This window comes from Nonomuraea sp. NPDC049419, from assembly GCF_040676995.1.
Lineage (GTDB): Bacteria > Actinomycetota > Actinomycetes > Streptosporangiales > Streptosporangiaceae > Nonomuraea > Nonomuraea salmonea.
In genome coordinates this window covers 89466-107489 of the sequence record NZ_JBFAQB010000009.1, presented here as the reverse complement: position 1 = coordinate 107489, position 18024 = coordinate 89466, and the positions used below count along the sequence as shown (strand labels likewise).

Sequence of the window (18024 nt, the reverse complement as noted above, 5' to 3'; positions counted from 1 at the left end):
ACGGGTGTGACTCGACTCACATGACCTTTGAACCGCCCCGTCCCCGCAGCGGTCAACCTGGGTATGAGGTACGCGTGGCTGTGCCACCCCGTGACAGTTGCCGGGGTGCTCGTGCTCTTGGTCAACGACCACCTGCTCAAACCGGCCTTTCCCGGGGTCGTGACGGGCAAGCTCAGCGACGTGGCCGGCCTGCTCGTGGCCCCCGCCCTCGTCGCCCTCCTCCTGACGCGCCCCGCAGCAGCCCTCACGAAACGGCTGCTGAACGGCCTCGACCGACGCCGCCCTGAGCGGCTGCGGCGCTTCGAGCGGCGACTCCCTGAGCGGCTGCGGCGCTTCCTGCGGCGACTCCCCGAGCGGCTGCGGCGCTTCCTGCGGCGACTCCCTGGAGGAGCCCGGTCCTCCAGGAGCGGAGGCTCTGATCGGCGCCCCTCCCACCTCTCCGGAAGCGGCCACCGCCCCTTCTCGGCTGGGCCGCTGCGCCGGCTTTCCCGCTTCGTGCGGTCCGGAGGGCCGTGGGCGGGGAGTGACGGGGTGGCGGTCGTGGTGACCGGGGTGCTCTTCGCGGCCGTGAAAACGACGGAGACGGGCGCTGAGGCGGCCTCCCATGCCTGGACCTTCCTCGCGGGCCCGTCGCGCGTCCTGGCCGATCCCACGGACCTCCTGGCGCTGCCGGCCCTCGCCCTCGCCTGGTGGGTACGCGCTCACAGCCTCCGCCGCCCGCCCGCCGCCCGCTGGCGGTTCGCGGTGACGATGCCTCTGGCCGTGCTCGCGGTGACCGCGACCTCGGCGGCCCCGCCCACCCCGTACGTCGGCTCCGTCACGGTGGACGACCAGGACCGCATCGCCGTCCACACCTGGCCGCACACCGTGTGGACCTCGGAGGACGGCGGCCGCACGTGGTCGGAGAGCACCGCGGACAAGGAGAGGAAGGGCCAGACCGCCCAGTGCGTGCCGAAGCAGGCCACCCGGTGTTACCGCGTGACGGAGGACCGCAAGGGCGTCGAGCAGTCGGACGACGGCGGCAGCACCTGGCGGCCGGCCTGGCGCCTGTCGTCGGACGACGTCGAGCGCCTCAGCAGGCGCTACGACGACCCCTCCGGCTTCCCCACCACCTTGGCCGTGCAGGCCAGGCCCGGCGGCCACATCGTGGTCGTCGCCGGCGGTCCCGACTCGGTCGTGATCCGCGACGTCTCAGGGACGTGGCGTCGCGTCTCCCTGCCCGAGGAGGCCCCTGAGGTCCCGCTGCGCGGCGAACTCGTCTGGGCCTGGGCCCTGGCCGCGTGCGCGCTGTTCGGCTTCATGGGGGCGGGTCTGCGCCGCTACGGGCGTACGTATCTGGGCATCGCCGCCGTCACCTGCGCCGGGTTCGCGGCGGCGCTCACACCCTGGTTCGACCACGCGTCGATGCCGGCGAACCAGGAGGTCTCGCTGCTCATGGGCACGGGCGGACTCTTGGCGGTCGTGCTGGGCGCCCCGGTCTGCCTGGGGCTGGCGGTCGCAGGACGGCCGCGAAAGGTGCCCGTCCTGACCGGCGTGCTCGGGGCTCCGCTGGTCTACGCCGCCGTCTCGCTGCCCTTCAGAGCCTGGGCCGACGGCTCCCTGGCGTCGTACCAGATGGCCGTCGCCCTGGCCGTGCTCCTGACGGCGGCCGTGCTGGCCGTGGGCGCCCTGCTGGTCAGGCGCGACGCCCGCGCCGAGGAGCAGGGCTCCTCGGCCGGGCTCTGACGCCCCAGCGGGGGTTACTTCGGGGGCTCCAGCACGTCGAGCCCCACGTAAGGACGCAGCGCCGCGGGAACCACCACAGAGCCGTCGGCCTGCTGGTGGTTCTCCAGGATGGCCACGATCCAGCGGGTCGTGGCCAGCGTGCCGTTGAGCGTGGCCAGGTGCTGCGGCTTGCCGTCCTTGTCGCGGTAGCGGACGGCGAGCCTGCGGGCCTGGAACTCGGTGCAGTTGGACGTCGAGGTCAGCTCGCGGTAGCGGCCCTGGGTCGGGATCCAGGCCTCGCAGTCGAACTTCCTGGCCGCCGACATGCCGAGGTCGCCGGCCGCCGTGTCGATGATCCGGTAGGGGACCTCGATCTTGGCCAGCATCTCCTTCTCCCAGGCGAGCAGCCGAAGGTGCTCCTCGTGGGCGTCTTCGGGCCGTACGTACGAGAACATCTCGACCTTGTCGAACTGGTGCACCCGGATGATGCCCCTGGTGTCCTTGCCGTACGAGCCCGCCTCGCGGCGGAAGCACGACGACCAGCCCGCGTAGCGCAGCGGCAGCTCGTCGCCGCCGATGATCTCCTGGGCGTGGTAGCCGGCCAGCGCCACCTCGGAGGTGCCGACGAGATAAAGGTCGTCCTCGGGCAGCCGGTAGATCTCCTTGTCGTGGGCCACGTGGAAGCCCGTGCCCTGCATGGTCTCGGGCTTGACGAGCACCGGCGTGATCATCGGCGTGAACCCGGCCTCGATCGCCTGCTGCATCGCCATGTTGAGCAGGCCGAGCTGCAGCCGCGCCCCGACGCCCTTGAGGAAGAAGAACCTGGCGCCCGACACCTTGGCGCCGCGCTCCATGTCGATCGCGTCGAGCGCCTCGCCCAGGGCCAGGTGGTCCTTCGGCTCGAAGTCGAACTGCCGGGGCTCGCCGTGCCTCTCGAGCACGACGTAGTCGTCCTCGCCGCCGGCCGGGGCGCCCTCCTCGACGATGTTGGGCACCGTCTGGAGCACGCCGTCGAGCTCGGCGCCCAGCTTTTCCGCCTCGGCCTCGGCGGCCTTGACCTGGCTCGCGAGGTCTTTGGCCCGCTGGAGCAGCGCGGCCTTCTCCTCGCCCTGCGCCTTGGAGACCGACTTGCCCATGCTCTTCTGCTCTGCGCGCAGCGACTCGAACGAGGTCAGCGCGGATCGGCGGCGCTCGTCGAGGTCGAGCAGCGTGTCGACGACCGAGTCGTCCTCACCGCGGGCACGCTGCGACGCCCGTAGCCGGTCGGGGTCCTCACGAAGGGTACGCAGGTCAATCACAAGGAAAGGCTACCGGCGTACGGACCCCGGCTGCCCCTCGTTATCCCCGACACCCGGAAAACCCGCCGGCGACCTGCACCGCACCCCGCCGGCGGGCCGCACGGCCCCGCCAGGTCAGATCTCGCCCGCGCGCACCTTGGCCAGCCACTCGGCGGCCTCGGCGAAGTCGGAGTCGGAGGTGCCGCGCTTGATCTGCGGCACCTGCCCGTCGGCGCGCGGGTAGCTGCCGAGGAAGCGCACCTCGCCGCAGATGCGGTGCAGGCCGGCGATGGCGTCGCCCACCCGCGCGTCGGCGATGTGGCCCTCGAAGTCGAAGTGGAAGAAGTAGCGGCCGATGCCGTCGCCGGTGGGCCTGGACTCGATGCGGGTCAGGTTGACCCCGCGCACCGAGAACTCGGTCAGCATCTCCAGCAGCGCGCCCGGGTGGTCGTCGGCCAGGAAGACCACCAGCGTGGTGCGGTCGGACCCGGTCGCCGGCGGCAGCGGCCCAGGCCGGGCCACCTTGACGAACCTGGTCACCGTGTCGGACCTGTCGCCGATGCCGGAGGCCAGCTCGACCAGCCCGTAGTGCTCGCCCGCGATGCGGGCGGCGATGGCCGCGTCGTACGGCGACCCTGGCAGCGCCACCTCCTGCGCCGCGGCCGCCGTCGAAGGGGCGGACACCACGACGGCGTCGGGCAGCTCGCGCGCGACGAACGCGCGGCACTGGGTGATGGCCGCGGGATGCGTGTAGACCCGCTTGATGTGGGGGATCTCGGTGCCCGGCCGCGCCAGCAGCGAGAACTGCACCGGCAGCAGCAGCTCGGCGTTGATCACCAGCGGCTCGCCCCACGCGAACTCGTCGAGCGTCGTGGTGATCGCGCCCTCGATCGAGTTTTCCAGCGGCACGACGGCGCCGTCGGCGTCGCCGGAGCGCGCGGCGTTGAGCGCGGCGCTGACGTTGGCGCAGGGCAGCCGGTCTGCCGTGGGATCGAGGAGCCGCAGGGCCTCTTCGGTGAAGGTGCCTTCCGGTCCGAGATAGGCGAGTCTGGGCATGCGTCCAGGGTATCCGCAGGTGGGCGGCCTCGCGGCCGTTTACTCCGACGGCTGGTCTCCGGCGTGGATCACCTGCTAGAACGTCCCCGGCACCGGCCCCGCCACCAGGGGTCCCAACCCGAGCCTGGCCGCGCGCACGGCCTCTTCCTCCTCGGGCGACAGCGGCTCCTGCCCCTTGCCGCCGACCACGGGCCGCACGTACGTGCGGGTCTCGCTGCGCCCGTTGATGGACGTCAGCACGATGCCGTCGCCCAGCCCGTTGATCATCGCCACCGAGAACGACAGCCGCCCCGTCATCTCCGACAGCGCGTCATACCGGCACACGGCGACGTCCCTGATGGCCTTGAGATCGCCGCGGCCCTCGCCGAGCTGCCGGGCGAGCAGCCGCCGGCAGTCTTCGACCGTGGCCCTGGCCTGCCGCAGCGCCGAGTAACCGACCAGCACGCCACTGACGCCTGCCACGGCGCCCACGATCACCCAGATGGTAACGAGCACGACACGAAGGGTAACGGGAAAGTCAAGCGAGCTGCCGCCGTTTCGGCAGCCAATGCACCAGCAACCACACCAGGGCCAGCGCGCCGAGCCCGTACCCGTTCTGGACGATCTTTCCCAGCACCAGGCTGACGCCCGGGATGTCCGCCGCCTTGAGCGACACCCCCCACCACGGCACCGGCACCACGTAGTACAGCCACACCCCGGCCGCCACGCGCAGCCGTACCGGATCGCGGCCGTCGCCCACGATCGCGGCGAGCACCACGACCACCCAGGCGAGGTGGTGGATCCAGGCGACGGGCGACAGCAGCACGGCCATCAGCCCGACCAGCGCGACCGCCGTCACGTGATCACCGTCCCGGTACGCGTCCCGCGCCCCGCGGAAGCCGTACCAGCCCACCGCCGCCACGATCGCCAGCCACAGCACCGAGGTCAGCGCGTCCGGCCAGTAGAGCCTGATCAGCATCCCGCGGATCGACTGGTTGGTGGTGGCCGCGTTCGCGCCGAGGCGTTCAGGGTCGAGCAGCGCGGAGAACCAGAAGTCGGCCGCGTCCTGCGGGATCACCGCGAACGGCAGCAGCGTCAGCACCGCCGCCGCGAAGGAGGCCATGAAGAACGTCCGCCACTGCCTGGTGATCAGCAGGTAGATCAGGAAGACGCCCGGCGTCAGCTTCACCGCCGTCGCCAGCCCGATCAGGAACCCCCTGGGCCACCACGGCCGCCGCGCCACGCAGTCGGCCACGCACAAGGCGACCAGCAGGATGTCCACCTGCCCGAACCTGACCTGGTCCCTGATCGGCATCAAGTACGTGCATAGGACCATGAGCAGCGCGAACACCCACGGCGCGTACTTGCGCAGCGACTCCCTGACCAGCAAGGGCCGGAACGAGAACCCGACCGTCACCGCCAGCGCCACGAAGATCCCGGCCGTCCACACCCACTGCGCCGTCTCCCACGACATCCCGGCCAGCCCCACCGCCAGCATCGCCGCGACCGGCGGGTAGGTGAAGGGCAGCAGTTGCGGGGCGGGCGTGAAGTAGTCGTACACCGGGCGGCCGTCGAGCAGCATCTGCCCGCCGGTACGGTAAACGTCCAGGTCGACCAGGCGTTGGTCGTCGGGGTTGGTGAGCCACTCGTACACCAGCGGCGCCGCGGCCGCCGCGACGAGCAGGGCCGCGATCATCCACGCCCACCACTGCCGCCGTCTCACCCGTACCTCGCCACTTGTCACGGTGTGGCACGTTACCGTGGCTGTTGTTTGGTCGAGGGGCAGACTACTGGGGGTCCGTACATGCCGAACGCCATGGCGTGCCCGGTCCGGCGCGAAAAGCGGCGCCGCCGCCTCCTCCTGACGATCCTCCTGGCCCTGTCCGTCCCGCTCCTCTGGACCGCCCCCGCCACCGAGAATTTTCTGATCGGCAGTGCTCGTCCTGCCGCCCCGGGCGGGCGAGCCACCACCGCGACCGGCGGCACGAGCGCCCCGGCGGCAGCCGCCCCCGCGGCCGGCACCGCGAGCGCCCTCCGGGGCCGAGTGGCTCTGATCGGCGTCCCTGGGCTGGAGTGGAGCGACCTCGACCAGACACGCACCCCCAACCTGTGGCGCCTCATGTCCGAGGGCTCGTCGGCCTCCCTCTCGACGCGGACCGTGCCTCCCCCGGGGCGCGGCATCACCTGCCCCACCGCGGGCTGGCTGACCGTCTCGGCAGGCCAGCGAGCCGGCACGCCGGACGCGGGCTGCCCTGCACCACCCGCCCCTCAGCAGAGCGGCGAGGGCGCCACCATCCCGGGCTGGGACGCCCTGACCGCCCACCAGTCGGAGACCGGGTACAACGCCCGCCTCGGCACCCTGGGTCAGATCGTCGCGGACGGCGGCGGCAAGGTGGCCGCCATAGGTCCGGGCGCCGCGCTGGCCGCCGTCGACAAGTCCGGAAATATCGCCAAATACGCCCCCACTCCTTCCGCCCTGGGCGACCCCACCCCGTACAACCTGATCGTCCTGGAAGCCGCCGACCTGGCAACGGCCTGGTCACGACAGCCTGTGGACGACTACGACATCCCCACCGCCCTCCCCGCGGCGGCCCGCGAGAACGCCGTCGCCGAAGCCGACCGGCGCATCGAAGCCCTGCTCACCCGGCTCCCTCACGACACGACGATCCTGCTGGCCGGCATCTCCGACGTCACCCCGAACGCCCACCTCCACGTAGCCATCGCCACCGGCCCTGCACCGACCGGCCCCGCCTACCCCCACGGCTACTTGACCGCCACCTCCACCCGCCAGGACGCCCTGGTCACGATCAGCGACCTCACCGCGACGGCCATCGACGTCCTGGGCCTGACCCCGCCCCGAGAAGTGGTCGGCCGCCCCTGGCAGCCCGGCGGCCAACCTCCCGCGTCCCCCGCCGACGTGGCGACGGAACTGGCCGACGAAGACCTGGCCAGCCAGGTGTTGCGCGAGGTCCGCGGCCCCTTCTTCACCGTCCTGGTCATAGCCCAGCTCCTCTTCTACGCCTTCGCCGCCCTGACCCTCCGCTACCGCCGCCCCACCCCGAAACCCCGGCGGTCGGGTGCAGAAAGCACACGAACACCCCCCACGCCCCAACCCCAGCCCACTGACCACCGGCCCACCCCCTCAGCCCTCGAAGGAGAAGCACCCCCGGGGACAACCACCACATCCGCACAAGCCGCCCGAACCGACGCCCCCACAGACCAGCCACCGGCCATCAAGCGCCCGGCTGGACAGGCAACCCCAGCTCAGCCCACCCCAGGCGGCGGCGCACCGGCGCACGCGGCCACCCCGAGCCAGTCGGCCCCTGCCCACTCGGCCGGCGAGCTGGCGAGCGGGTCTCTCGTGCTCAAGTCCGTGCAGGTCGTGGCTGTGGTCAGTGGGGCGATCACCGTTTCGACGTTTCTGGCGCAGCTCGTGCCCTGGTGGACGTTGCCGGTGCCGATGGTGTCGGTGATCGCGACGATCGTGGGCATCGGCGGGCTCATCACCGCCGTGGCGTTCGCCGGCCCCTGGCGTGCGCACGTGCTCGGCCCGCTGACCGTCGTCGCCGCCGTCACCTCGCTGGCCCTCCTCCTCGACGTCATGACCGGCTCGACGCTCCAGGTGAACGCCGTCGGCGGGTACGAGCCCGTGACCGGCGGACGGTTCTACGGCTTCAGCAACATCGCCTTCGCCATCTACGCCACCGGCACCATCCTCGCCCTGGCCGGGATCGCCCACTGGCTGCTCGGCAAGGGCGTGCCGAGGGCCGTGGTGGTGACGCTGTGTGCGGTGTACGGGGGGTTCGCGGTGTTCGCGGACGGGTGGCCCGCCTGGGGGGCGGACTTCGGGGGCGTGCCGGCGTTCGTGGTCGGTCTGGCGGTCTTCCTGATCCTCCTCTCCGGCCGGCGGGTGTCGCCGCTGCTGCTGGTGCTGGTCGGGCTGGCGGGGGCGATGCTCGTGGGCGCTCTCTCCGTGGTGGACTGGCTGCGCCCGGAGGCCGAGCGCACCCACCTCGGCACCTTCGTCCAGCAGATCATCGACGGCGAGGCGTGGACGATCATCGGACGCAAGTTCGGCGCGATGATCGGCGTCACCGTGGGCAACTGGTCGCTGACCCTCCTCTCGCTGGTGGCCCTCGCCTTCCTGTTCTTCGTGCTGGCCCGTCCCTCACGCTGGGGCGTGGCCGCGCTCGGCCTCGCGTACGGGCTGACCCCCACGCTCAGAGCGGGCCTGTTCGGTGCGCTCGCCTGCGCCCTCATCGGCTTCCTCATGAACGACTCGGGCATCGCCATCCCCGCTATGGCCCTGACCGTTGCGGTGCCGCTGACGCTTGCCGCCTGCGTTCGCGCCCTGCAGCTCGCCACGCCCACGCCACCAGCGCCACCGTCAGAGCCAGCAGCGCCCAGCCGAGCTGAGGTCTGACCACCGTACGCAGCCACTCGAGGTCGTCGGGCTGCCCCTCGACCCTGGCCGGCAGGTAGGCCAACGACAGCACCAGCAGATGCGCGACCACGAGCCCGTCCAGCGCGGACGCCCCCACCAGCGCCAGCATCCCGAGCGCCAGCCCGTCGTACCAGGGCAGGATGTACGGCGTCGCGAACAGGTAGGCCACCACCAACGCCATGGCGACCACCGGCGCATCCACCCCCCCGGGCGCCGCCGAAGAGGCATGCCAGGAAGGCGCGCCGGGGTGGCCCGAGAGCGCCCCACCACCGCTCGACCACCCGGCACGTGCGGCCAGGCGAAGCAACGACCACGCGACGAGCGCGAGCACCAGCAGCGACCCGACCTGGATGGCCCCCCGGTAAGCGCTCCCCGTCCCCACGATGGCCTGCAGCCAGCCCTGGACGAGCTTCCAGAACGAGGCATGGGAGATCGACTTGCTCGTACGGGTGATCGGCGCGAGGGCGTCGAACCCGACGACGGCGTATCCGACGACCACCACGGCGACCGCGCACCCCGCCATGAGCGCCAGGCGTCCGGGCCGGCGGCGCAACTCCCAGGCGGGGCCGAGGGCGACGAGACCGGCGTTCACCTTGATCGCCACCCCCAGCCCGAGCAGGACCCCCGAGCCCATGGGACGCCCCCTGGCCAGCAGGGCGGCGACCATGCAGGCGATGGCGAGGGTGTCGACGTGCATGCCGGCGACGAGGTGATAGAGAAGCAGCGGATTGGCCGTCCACAGAAGGGCCGCTCTCAGGCGCCTGCGGGGGTCGTGCCGGGTGAAGCGGTCGACGAGCAGCCCCGTCACGATGAACGCGGCGGCGTTGGACAGCGCCAGGACGAACATCGTCAGCCTGAGCGAGTCACCGCCGATCCAGCTCGCCACCGCCTGCACGGCCGTGGCGACCGGCCCGTAGACGCTCGGCTCCTCCCGCCACGGCTCCTCGACGGCGTCGGCGATGGGGTCACCTGGGAGGTCGATCGCACCGTGGGTGTACGGATCGACGCCCAAGGTGACCATGCGCCCGTAAGCGGCGTAGTTGAGGTGGTCTCCGGACCCGGAGGGCGGCAGGAACGCCAGCACGGCAGCGGCCGCACACCCGACGAGCACCAGAGCCCTGGCACTGAGGAGCACTCCTCCGAGCCGGTGCAGCGGGGCGGGATAGGGCCTGCGGAAGGCGGCACCCCCCGAGCCGTGGTCGGGGTCGTCTGGAGTGGCCGTGGGAGTGGCGTCGGGGTCGTCGCGGGTGGTGGCTGGAGGGGAGCCGGGGCGGCTTGTCGCGAAAAGGGCGGCCAGGAGGCCCAGGCCGCCCAGGAGCAGGGTTGCGGTGGCCAGGGCGATGACGAGGTAGGGGCTGGGGTGCGCCGCCAGGGAGTAGGGCGGCTGCCAGGCGGGGCCGGTGAGCGCGGGGACCATCGCGGACGGGCCCAGGAGGCCGATGGTGATGGTCAGCAGGATCGAGACGACGATCGCCACCATGGCCGGCCCGGCCAACCGGCCTCGTCCCTGTTTGCGCCGCGCTTCCGAAGTCACCGGAAGATTCCAGCACACCCGCGGAAGGGATCCGGCCCGCTCAGCCCCTCCTGTGGATAACCGAAGCGAATCGCCCCGGCCTGTGGACAACCCGCCGGCCTCTCCGTCCACCAGCCCACAGGATGCTGCGCGTTCGGGCATTTTCGGGTCCACCGACAAGCCGGAGCCCGGTCAGCCCGCGCCCGGAGCTCAAGCGAACGCGCCGCCGGGCCGTGCCTTGGAGCGCCCTCCAGCCGCCCCGAGCGGAAATCACTCGCCGGTGAGGCCGTCCACCGACTCGCGGATGAGGTCGGCGTGGCCGTTGTGGCGGGAGTACTCCTCGATCATGTGCACGAGGATCCACCGCAGGCTGGGCGCGCGGCCGTCCGGCCACGTGCGCCGGGCCGGCTGGTCGAGGCCGCCGGCTGCCAGGGCCTCGTCCAGGAGGTGGCGGGAACGGGTGACCGCGTCCTGCCACAGCGCGTGCAGGTCCTCCGGGGAGTCGGCGGCCGCCGAGTGCCAGTCCCAGTCCTGGTCCGCCTTCCAGTCGACCGTGGTCCACAGCGGCTGGCCGGGCCGGTCGTGCAGCATGCGGGAGAACCAGTGGTCCTCGACGTACGCCAGATGCTTCAGCATGCCCCCGAGCGTCATCGTCGACGCCCCCACGGTGGCCTTGAGCCCGGCGGCGTCGAGGCCGGCGCACTTCCACGCCAACGTCGCCCGGTGGAACTCCAGGTAGCCCACGAGCGTGCCGAGCTCGTCGGCGGCGAGGGGAGGCTCAGGACGGCCCTGCTCGTCTGTGTCAGTCATGGGCGGTCAGTTTAGGGGGTTAGCCGGTTCAGCGCTTGGGACGGAGTTTGTCCAGATTTTGTACGACCACCGGCTCCCGTACCGCCAGCGCCCGCGCCACGTCCCGGAGCTGACGTGCCCGGTGGAGCTGGGCGCGAAAGTCGGTGCCGGTGGCCCGGTGGGCCATGTCGACCTCGACCTCCTTGACGCGGAACCCTCTGCGCAGCAGGTCGATCGTCAGCGCCGTCTCCACCCCGAACCCGTGCGCCAGCGGACGCGCCGCCTCGAAGGCCGCCCTGGTCAGGCAGCGCTGGCCGTTGAGCGGCTGGGTGGCGTTGAAGCCGGTGGCGCGGCGGATGCCCTCTTTGGACAGGCGGACGACTAACCCGTGGCCGCCCAGCTTCACCCTGGTGGAGAAGACGGCGATGGTCATGTCGGCCTCGCCCGCGCGTACGGGCTCGATGAGAGGCGCGGCGGCCCGGGCGGTGTCACCCAGGTCGGCGTCGAGGAACAGCAGGTGGCGGGGGGCGTCGTCCTCGTCGAGGAGGCGTACGGCCTCGGCCCCCGTCTCCATAGCGGCGGCCTTGCCCCGGTTGCGGCTGTGCCGGACGACCCGCGCGCCGGCCGCGCGGGCGACCCTGCCGGTCTGGTCGTGCGAACCGTCGTCGACGACCACGACGAGATCGACGCCCGGCAGGGCCGCGGCGGCCTTGACGGTGGCGGCGATGCGGTCGGCCTCGTTGGCGGCCGGGATGACGACCGCCGTGTCGGCGCTCATCGAGCCGCACCTCCTTCAAGCGCGGCGCAGCCGCGATCGCGTTGCCTCATGATCCCTCGGTGATGAGGAACTCCTGCGGCACCTCTTCGTGCACGGTGAACACCGAGTCGAGCCCGGTGACCTGCAGAATCTTGCGTACGGCGGGACGTGGCGCGGCGACCTCCAGCGTCCCTCCCTGCTCTTTCATCCGCTTGAGCGCCGAGAGCAGGACGTTCATCCCCGTGGAGTCGCAGAAATCCACGGCGGACATGTCGATGACCACCCGGCTAGGCCCTTCCTGCAGCAGCCGAGTGAACTCGGACTGCAGGTGGGGCGCCGTATAGAGGTCGATTTCCCCGGTGACGGCAACGAGTGCGCACCCGGCATGTGATCGAGTCGAGACCTTGAGCTCCACATGGGCAGGCTAGCGGCGCTGAGGCTTCCGGTCACGTTGTCACGCCGATAGGGGAACCACAGGTTTTTGTCCTCCGTTTGGGCTCCATGAAAACGGAGAGTACGCGAAGCTTGACAGCGTGACACCGGAACCGCCACCGCCTCACGGAGAAGGAAGGGCTGGGGCCCGACCGAAGAGCCCCGGATCGATGAACGCAGACGAACCCGAAGATCCGCAGCGCCAGGGCCTCCGCGAACGCCTGGAGACCATCCTCATCACCACGGAGAAGGCGACGTCATGGCATGAAGAAGCAGGTCACCTGCGCGCCCTGGTGAACCATGAGGGCTACGTCCCCATCCGCACCCGCCTCGCGATCGAGGACCTGGAGTTCCTGGCGGGGGCGCGTACGGAGTTGCTCAGGTTCTCTGAGCTCGGGCTGAGGTTGCTCGATCTCCATCAGCCGCGCGACGCGGGGGGCATCACGAGCGACGCGGCACATCCGATCCTGCGGTGCAGGAGCTGCATGTGGCGCTGGCCCTGCCCGACATTTCGGGCGATGTCGGAGTCGTTCGGCCGGGAGGCCACAGAAGGCCCCTGACGATCCCGTACGCCAGTAATCTCAGCCGACCAGGGGCAGCCGGATCTCGAACCGGCACCCCGGCCCGTCATTGACCACGCCGATCTCCCCGTCGTGCGCCTCCACGATCCCCTGCGCGATGGCCAGCCCCAACCCGGCCCCGCCGTCCGCGCTGGGCGTCCGCGCGGCCTCCCCCCGGAAGGCGACCTCGAACACCCGGGGCAGATCCTCCTCGGGGATCCCTCCGCAGCAGTCGGTGACCGACAGACAGGCCATCCCCTGCTCGACAGCGGCCCTGAGCACCACGGGACGGTCGGACGGCGTGTGCCGGATGGCGTTGACCACGAGGTTGCGCAGCGCCCGCCCCAGAGCCCCCGCGTCGGCCTCCACGGGCACGGCCGCGGCGGCCTCGGCGGTGAGCACCACCCCCTTGGCCCTGGCGAGCGGCTCGGCCCCGGCCAGCGTGTCGGCGACCAGGTCGGCGAGCCCGATCCGCGACCGTGACAGCCGCAGCGCCCCCGCGTGGATGCGCGACAGCTCGAACAGGTCGTCCACCATCGCCGACAGCCGCTCCACCTCCAGCTTGATCTGCCCGTGGTAGCGGGTGACCGTCTCGGGGTCGGTCACCACGCCGTCCTCGAGCGCCTCGGCCATGGCCCGCATGCCGGCGAGCGGCGTACGCAGGTCGTGGCTCACCCACGCCACCAGCTCACGCCGCGCCCCTTCCAGGGCCTGCTCCCGCGCGTACGCCTCCTCCAGGGTGTTGGCGATCGTCTGCAGCTCGGCCGGGAGCCCGGCCGGCGCGACGAACGGCAGGTCGCGTACGGCGGCCACCAACCGCCTGCTCTCCTGGACGACCCGCCTGGCCAGCACGAACGCCACTCCCAACCCCACGAGCCCCCCGACGGCCACCACGCTGAGCACGAAGTCCTTGGTCGGCCCCTCGATGATCATCTTGTTGATGATCGCCACCACGCCCGCCAGCGTGGCCGCCACCGCGACCACCACGACGACGGCCATGGCCACGCCGATCGACCGCGTGCGCAGCCGCCCCATCAGCCAGACGCCCGCCAGCGCGATGAGCAGCCCGAGCCCGGCCGTGACGGCCATGACCATGGGCAGGTCGCCGGGGCGCGGCATCAGAGGCCGTCCAGGGGCTCGTAGCGGTAGCCGACCCCCCACACCGTGACGATCCTGCGCGGTTCTGTCGGGTCGGGCTCGATCTTCTCCCGCAGCCGCCGCACGTGGACGGTCACCGTGGACGAGTCGCCGAACGACCATCCCCAGACCTGGTTGAGCAGCGCGGAGCGGCTGAAGGCCTGGCGCGGGTTGCGCATGAGGTAGGCGAGCAGGTCGAACTCGCGGGCGGTCAGCAGCACCTCCTCGCCGCGCAGGCGCACCTCGTGGGCTCCGACGTCCACCAGCAGGTCGCCGTCGCGCAGCACGCCGGTGCCGCCGGTGACGGAGGCCCCGCGCGCCCGCCGCAGCACCGACTGGACGCGCAGCGCCAGCTCGCGGGGGCTGAACGGCTTGGTGACGTAGTCGTCCGCGCCGGTCTCGAGACCGACGACCCGGTCGATCTCCTCGCCGAGCGCGGTCAGCATGATCACGGGCACCGGCCAGCGCTCCCGCAGCCGCCGGCACACCTGGAGGCCGTCGATCTTGGGCAGCATGAGGTCGAGGACCAGGAGGTCGGGCGGATGGGCCAGGGCCCTGCGCAGCGCCTCGGCGCCGTCGCCGACGCACTCCACCTCGTGCCCGTCGCGCTCCAGATAGCGCGCCACGACCTCGGACACCGTGGGATCGTCGTCCACCACCAGGATGCGCGTGTTCACGTCTTCACGGTACGGCCCGGCCGCCCGGAACCGGCTGGTACGTCATGGCTTCGTAAGGGTCGCGGATCATGCCCCGAGGACGTACCGTGGGCGCATGGGTAAAGTCGTGATGCTCGTTCTGGGGACCTTGCTGGGTCTCTTCGTGCTCTTCACTTTCGTCCTGCCGATGCTGGTGGGTCTGATCAAGCTTGCCTTGATCATCGGTGTGATCGCCCTGGTCGTCTTCGTCGCGGTCACCGTCGTCGGTAAGACGTCCCGCTCCAGCTGATGCAGCTGCTGTTCGACCCGTGGCTGGTGGGGATCACCATGATGGCGATCCTCCTGCTGGCCACGTGGGCGGCCACGCTGCTGCCCGTCCTTCTCGGGGAGCCGGCGGGCTTCCCGCTGTCCTACGCGCGCCGCACGGCCTTCCAGCGGCTGCGCGACCCCGACGCGGCCGGGCGGCCGCGTCCCCGCGCTCCTTAGCGCGCCCCGCTTTCCGGGACGCGGGGCTTCCTTACGAGCCCCCGTCGAAGCGGGGCTCCCTCGGTCATGACGAGCGAGCCCGTCGTCATCACGCCTCTCTAGCAGGGAACAGGGCTCATGATCGATTCTCTCGTCACGTTCGTCATTCACGTCTCCGGCGGCAGTGCAGCCCTCGGCATCGTGCTGTTCACCCTCGCCGTACGCCTTCTGCTGCTGCCGCTGAACGTCCGCCAGGCCCGTACCACGAAGATCCGCGAACGGCTCGCCCCCAAGCTCCGCGAGCTGCGTGAGCGCCACGGCCGCAACCCGGAGCGCCTGAGCAGGGAGCTGAGCGCCCTCTACGCCAAGGAGGGCACGTCACCGTTCGCCGGGATCATGCCGATGCTGGCCCAGTTGCCGTTCCTGTGGCTGATGTACCGGGTGGCCACCCATCCGACCGCGCTCGCGGGGCACACGTTGTTCGGGGCGCCGCTGGGGGAGCAGGCGGCCGGCGTGGTCGCCCATTTCGGTCTGGTCAGCACCCCGGTTTTGGTCTTTGTATTGGTCATCGCCCTGGTCACAGCGGTGGCGTGGCTCTCGGCCCGGCAGATCAAGGTCGTGGAGGAGCAGCCGGAGGCGATGCAGCGGATCATGCGGCTGCTGCCGTACGGCTCGGCACTGGCCGCGCTCGTGCTGCCGCTGGCCGCCGGCCTCTATCTGCTCGTCTCGACGGCGTGGGCCGTGAGCGAGCGCGCCGTGCTGGCTAGCCGGCCTCTCTGAGGGCCGCGACCTGCCCGTTCACACTTTTGCTGGGCGCGGGCAGAATCGCCCACACGGTCGTCGTGTCGCCGTCGTGCCGCACCCCCCAGCTCTCGGCGACATATTCCACGATGCCGAGCCCCCGGCCCCCGAGCGAGGACAGCGTCGGCCGGCCCGCACGGGGCTCGGTCGCGGCGCCCCCGTCGCTGACCGCCACCTCGATGTGATCGTCGCTGCGCAGCCACGCCACGCGCACCATGCCCGACGGCAGCGGATGAGCGTGCCGCAGCGCGTTGCTCAGAAGCTCGCTCACGACGAGCACGGCATCGTCGATGGCCGCGGTGAAGACCCCACTGTCCTGCAGATCAGTGCTCAGACGCTGGCGGGCGACGGCAACGCTGGACGGCGCGTACGGCAGCAGCACCACGCTTGACACACCCACCTCCCCGTTCCCTGTGCCCCCCGCGGGAACACTCCCCGGTACGACCGAAATGCCCCGTTACTCGATCCCAGAAACCGCATCTCGATCACAGCTTGTACACATTGGAAGATAGATCAGCGCAACCGTGACCACCTCGTTACCGCATCGGTGTGTCGGATCCGATAGTGGAAGAGCCCCTCAGCACGAGCCGCATTCTGGTGCCTCCTCCTGGTCGCGGATGAGCGCTGACATCTCCTCCCTGTGCCCTGGCGAGACTGCGGACGATGTAGAGACCGAGCCCCACTCCACCAAACCGTCTCCGGTCGCCGCTGTCCACCTGGACGAAGCGTTCAAAAATCCGCTCACGGTCAGGCGGGGCGATTCCGACTCCCTCGTCGTCCACGACGACGACCACGTTGTCGTCCTCCGGCCAGGCCGCCACGCTGATCAGCCCGCCCTTGGGCGAGTACTTGAACGCGTTCTCCAGCAGCTGCCCGAGCAGGATGTCGGTGGCCAGCGCGTCGCCCAGCACGTACGGCAGCCCCTCGGGCACGTCCACCTCGACCCGGTGCCGGTCGGACAGCTCGGGCAGCCCCAGCGTGGCCGCCACGATGCGCTCCCCCAGGTCGAACTCCTCGATGCGCACCTTGAGCTCGTCGGCGCCGGCCCGCGCGCCCAGCAGCAGGTGGTCCATGAGGACGCCCAGCGACCTCGCACGCTCGGCGATCGTGTGCACGGCCGAGCGGCGCGCGGGGTCGCTCATGTCGTCCCAGCGCGAGTCGAGCGTGCTGGCGAAGCCCCGCACGATGGTGATCGGCGTACGCAGCTCGTGGCTGGTCGTGGCGAGGAACAGGTCCTTGGCCTCCTCCAGTTCCTTGGCCGCGGTGACGTCGCGGAAGTCGACGACCACCTCGCCGGTCTCCTCGATCTGCGCGCTCACCACGTCGAGCCAGCGCCCGTTGTCGAGCTGGAAGGTGCCCTTCTCGCCCGCCTTGGGCAGCGGGAACGGCGGCGGGCCGCCGATCACGGAGTCAGCGGGCAGCGCGGTCAGCTCCTCGGCGGCCGGGTTCCAGCGCACCACGAGGCCGTCCTGGTCAAGCACGGCGATGCCGTCGGCGCTGGCGTCGAACACGGCCCGCTCGTGCGCCCGCTGCCGCACCGCCTCCTGGTAGGCGACCGCGTTGCCGACCGCGATGCCGGCGTGCCCGGCCAGCAGCTCCAGCAGCTCCAGCTCCAGGTGTCCCGGGTTGCGGCGGGCGAACAGGGCATAGAGAGCGCCGTACGGCCGCCCGCCCACCGCGGCGAGCCCCAGCGCGATCGTGTGCAGGCCCTTGAGCTTGGCCCACACCAGGTCGTCGAGCCCGTGGGACTCCAGCATCACGGTCTTGCCGGTGCGTAAGAGCTTGTCCACCAGGCTCGTCCGCAGGTCGGTGGTGGTGTCCCTGATCGCCTCCGGCAGCTCGTACGTGCTGACCAGCCGCAGCCGCTCGCCCTCGATGAGCACGAACCCGCCCGCGTCCGCCCCGGTCAGCTCGGTCAGGCTGGCCGAGATCCGGTCGAGCACGGCCGACAGCTCAAGGTCGGAGTTGATGTCCCCCACGACGTCGGTGAGGCGGGCGACCAGCCGGGCGCGGCGCGCCATGCGGTGCTCGGCCATCTCGTCGGCCCTGGCCGGGTGGTAGGCGCACACGTAACCGGCCACGGCGCTGCCGAGGTGCAGTGCGCTGATGTCCACCCGCAGGTCGAGCACCCGGCCGTCGGCGTGGAGGCGCTTGGTGCGCAGCGACACGGGCTCCCCCGTACGTACGCGCTCCAGTACCGCGTTGTGCTCGGCGCCCAGCTCGTCAGGCACGATCGGCGCCCGGCGGCCGAGCAGCTCATCGGCGCTCCAGCCGAACATGCGCTCGGCGGCGGCGTTCCACACCAGCACGCTCTGGTCGCGGTCGAGCGCCACGATGGCGTTGGGCGAGCTGGCGAGCGCCGCACGAGCGATCTCATCGTCACTACCGGCCCATTCGTCCCCCACTACTCCATAGTGCACGTGGCGCGGTGGGTGCGTCGGGCGATCCGTCCGA

At 71.3% G+C, this 18024-nt stretch carries 17 protein-coding genes; 5 read left to right on the top strand and 12 right to left on the bottom strand.

The window, feature by feature from the left end; translation table 11 throughout:
* The first annotated feature begins 105 nt into the window (after positions 1-105).
* Positions 106-1725, top strand: a complete 1620-nt coding sequence (locus AB0K12_RS25990) for a hypothetical protein (RefSeq protein ID WP_364566249.1) — start codon at positions 106-108, stop codon at positions 1723-1725.
* A 14-nt stretch (positions 1726-1739) separates the two neighbouring features.
* On the opposite strand, the gene serS is transcribed toward AB0K12_RS25990, so the two are convergent.
* The 8 genes from serS to AB0K12_RS25950 form a co-directional block, all read right to left on the bottom strand.
* Complete coding sequence (gene serS / locus AB0K12_RS25985; RefSeq protein WP_364566247.1) at positions 1740-3002, bottom strand: serine--tRNA ligase; 1263 nt, start codon at positions 3000-3002, stop codon at positions 1740-1742.
* A 114-nt stretch (positions 3003-3116) separates the two neighbouring features.
* Positions 3117-4037, bottom strand: coding sequence for a prephenate dehydratase (gene pheA / locus AB0K12_RS25980; RefSeq protein WP_364566243.1), 921 nt, complete (start codon positions 4035-4037; stop codon positions 3117-3119).
* A gap of 75 nt (positions 4038-4112) precedes the next feature.
* Positions 4113-4532, bottom strand: a complete 420-nt coding sequence (locus tag AB0K12_RS25975) for a DUF4446 family protein (protein WP_345393520.1) — start codon at positions 4530-4532, stop codon at positions 4113-4115.
* 22 nt (positions 4533-4554) lie between these two features.
* Positions 4555-5760, bottom strand: a complete 1206-nt coding sequence (locus AB0K12_RS25970; RefSeq protein ID WP_364566240.1) for a glycosyltransferase 87 family protein — start codon at positions 5758-5760, stop codon at positions 4555-4557.
* A gap of 2554 nt (positions 5761-8314) precedes the next feature.
* Complete coding sequence (gene mptB, locus AB0K12_RS25965; RefSeq protein ID WP_364566237.1) at positions 8315-9994, bottom strand: polyprenol phosphomannose-dependent alpha 1,6 mannosyltransferase MptB; 1680 nt, start codon at positions 9992-9994, stop codon at positions 8315-8317.
* A gap of 249 nt (positions 9995-10243) precedes the next feature.
* Entirely contained in the window at positions 10244-10783 is a 540-nt protein-coding gene (locus AB0K12_RS25960) for a DinB family protein (RefSeq protein ID WP_364566234.1), read from the bottom strand.
* A 28-nt stretch (positions 10784-10811) separates the two neighbouring features.
* Entirely contained in the window at positions 10812-11540 is a 729-nt protein-coding gene (locus AB0K12_RS25955; RefSeq protein WP_364566231.1) for a glycosyltransferase, read from the bottom strand.
* Positions 11541-11586: 46 nt separating this feature from the next.
* Complete coding sequence (locus AB0K12_RS25950) at positions 11587-11934, bottom strand: STAS domain-containing protein (protein WP_345393493.1); 348 nt, start codon at positions 11932-11934, stop codon at positions 11587-11589.
* 187 nt (positions 11935-12121) lie between these two features.
* Between AB0K12_RS25950 and AB0K12_RS25945 the strand changes: the two genes are divergently transcribed.
* The gene (locus AB0K12_RS25945; protein WP_364566228.1) at positions 12122-12511 is read left to right on the top strand and encodes a hypothetical protein; all 390 of its coding nucleotides are present in this window, start codon (positions 12122-12124) and stop codon (positions 12509-12511) included.
* Positions 12512-12532: 21 nt separating this feature from the next.
* Here AB0K12_RS25945 and AB0K12_RS25940 read toward each other — a convergent pair whose 3' ends face one another.
* Both AB0K12_RS25940 and AB0K12_RS25935 read right to left on the bottom strand, forming a co-directional pair.
* Positions 12533-13630 carry a HAMP domain-containing sensor histidine kinase gene (locus tag AB0K12_RS25940; protein WP_364566225.1) on the bottom strand — a complete coding sequence of 366 codons (1098 nt, stop codon included), beginning with the start codon at positions 13628-13630 and terminating at the stop codon, positions 12533-12535.
* Positions 13630-14325, bottom strand: a complete 696-nt coding sequence (locus AB0K12_RS25935) for a response regulator transcription factor (RefSeq protein ID WP_364566222.1) — start codon at positions 14323-14325, stop codon at positions 13630-13632. The genes AB0K12_RS25940 and AB0K12_RS25935 overlap by 1 nt, the downstream gene beginning before the upstream one ends.
* 94 nt (positions 14326-14419) lie before the next feature.
* Here AB0K12_RS25935 and AB0K12_RS25930 point away from each other — a divergent pair, with 94 nt between their 5' ends.
* The 3 genes from AB0K12_RS25930 to yidC all read left to right on the top strand — a co-directional run bounded on the left by AB0K12_RS25930 (position 14420) and on the right by yidC (position 15549).
* Positions 14420-14593, top strand: a complete 174-nt coding sequence (locus AB0K12_RS25930; RefSeq protein ID WP_364566219.1) for a hypothetical protein — start codon at positions 14420-14422, stop codon at positions 14591-14593.
* Positions 14593-14790, top strand: coding sequence for a DUF6412 domain-containing protein (locus AB0K12_RS25925; RefSeq protein ID WP_364566216.1), 198 nt, complete (start codon positions 14593-14595; stop codon positions 14788-14790). The genes AB0K12_RS25930 and AB0K12_RS25925 overlap by 1 nt, the downstream gene beginning before the upstream one ends.
* A 117-nt stretch (positions 14791-14907) precedes the next feature.
* Positions 14908-15549, top strand: coding sequence for a membrane protein insertase YidC (yidC, locus tag AB0K12_RS25920; RefSeq protein ID WP_364566213.1), 642 nt, complete (start codon positions 14908-14910; stop codon positions 15547-15549).
* On the opposite strand, the gene AB0K12_RS25915 is transcribed toward yidC, so the two are convergent.
* Positions 15533-15964: an ATP-binding protein gene (locus AB0K12_RS25915; RefSeq protein WP_364566210.1), complete on the bottom strand. Its 432-nt coding sequence runs from the start codon at positions 15962-15964 to the stop codon at positions 15533-15535. The two genes, yidC and AB0K12_RS25915, sit on opposite strands and share 17 nt — an antisense overlap.
* Positions 15965-16106: 142 nt before the next feature.
* Complete coding sequence (locus tag AB0K12_RS25910) at positions 16107-17975, bottom strand: PAS domain S-box protein (protein ID WP_364566207.1); 1869 nt, start codon at positions 17973-17975, stop codon at positions 16107-16109.
* Between the last annotated feature and the right edge of the window lie 49 nt (positions 17976-18024).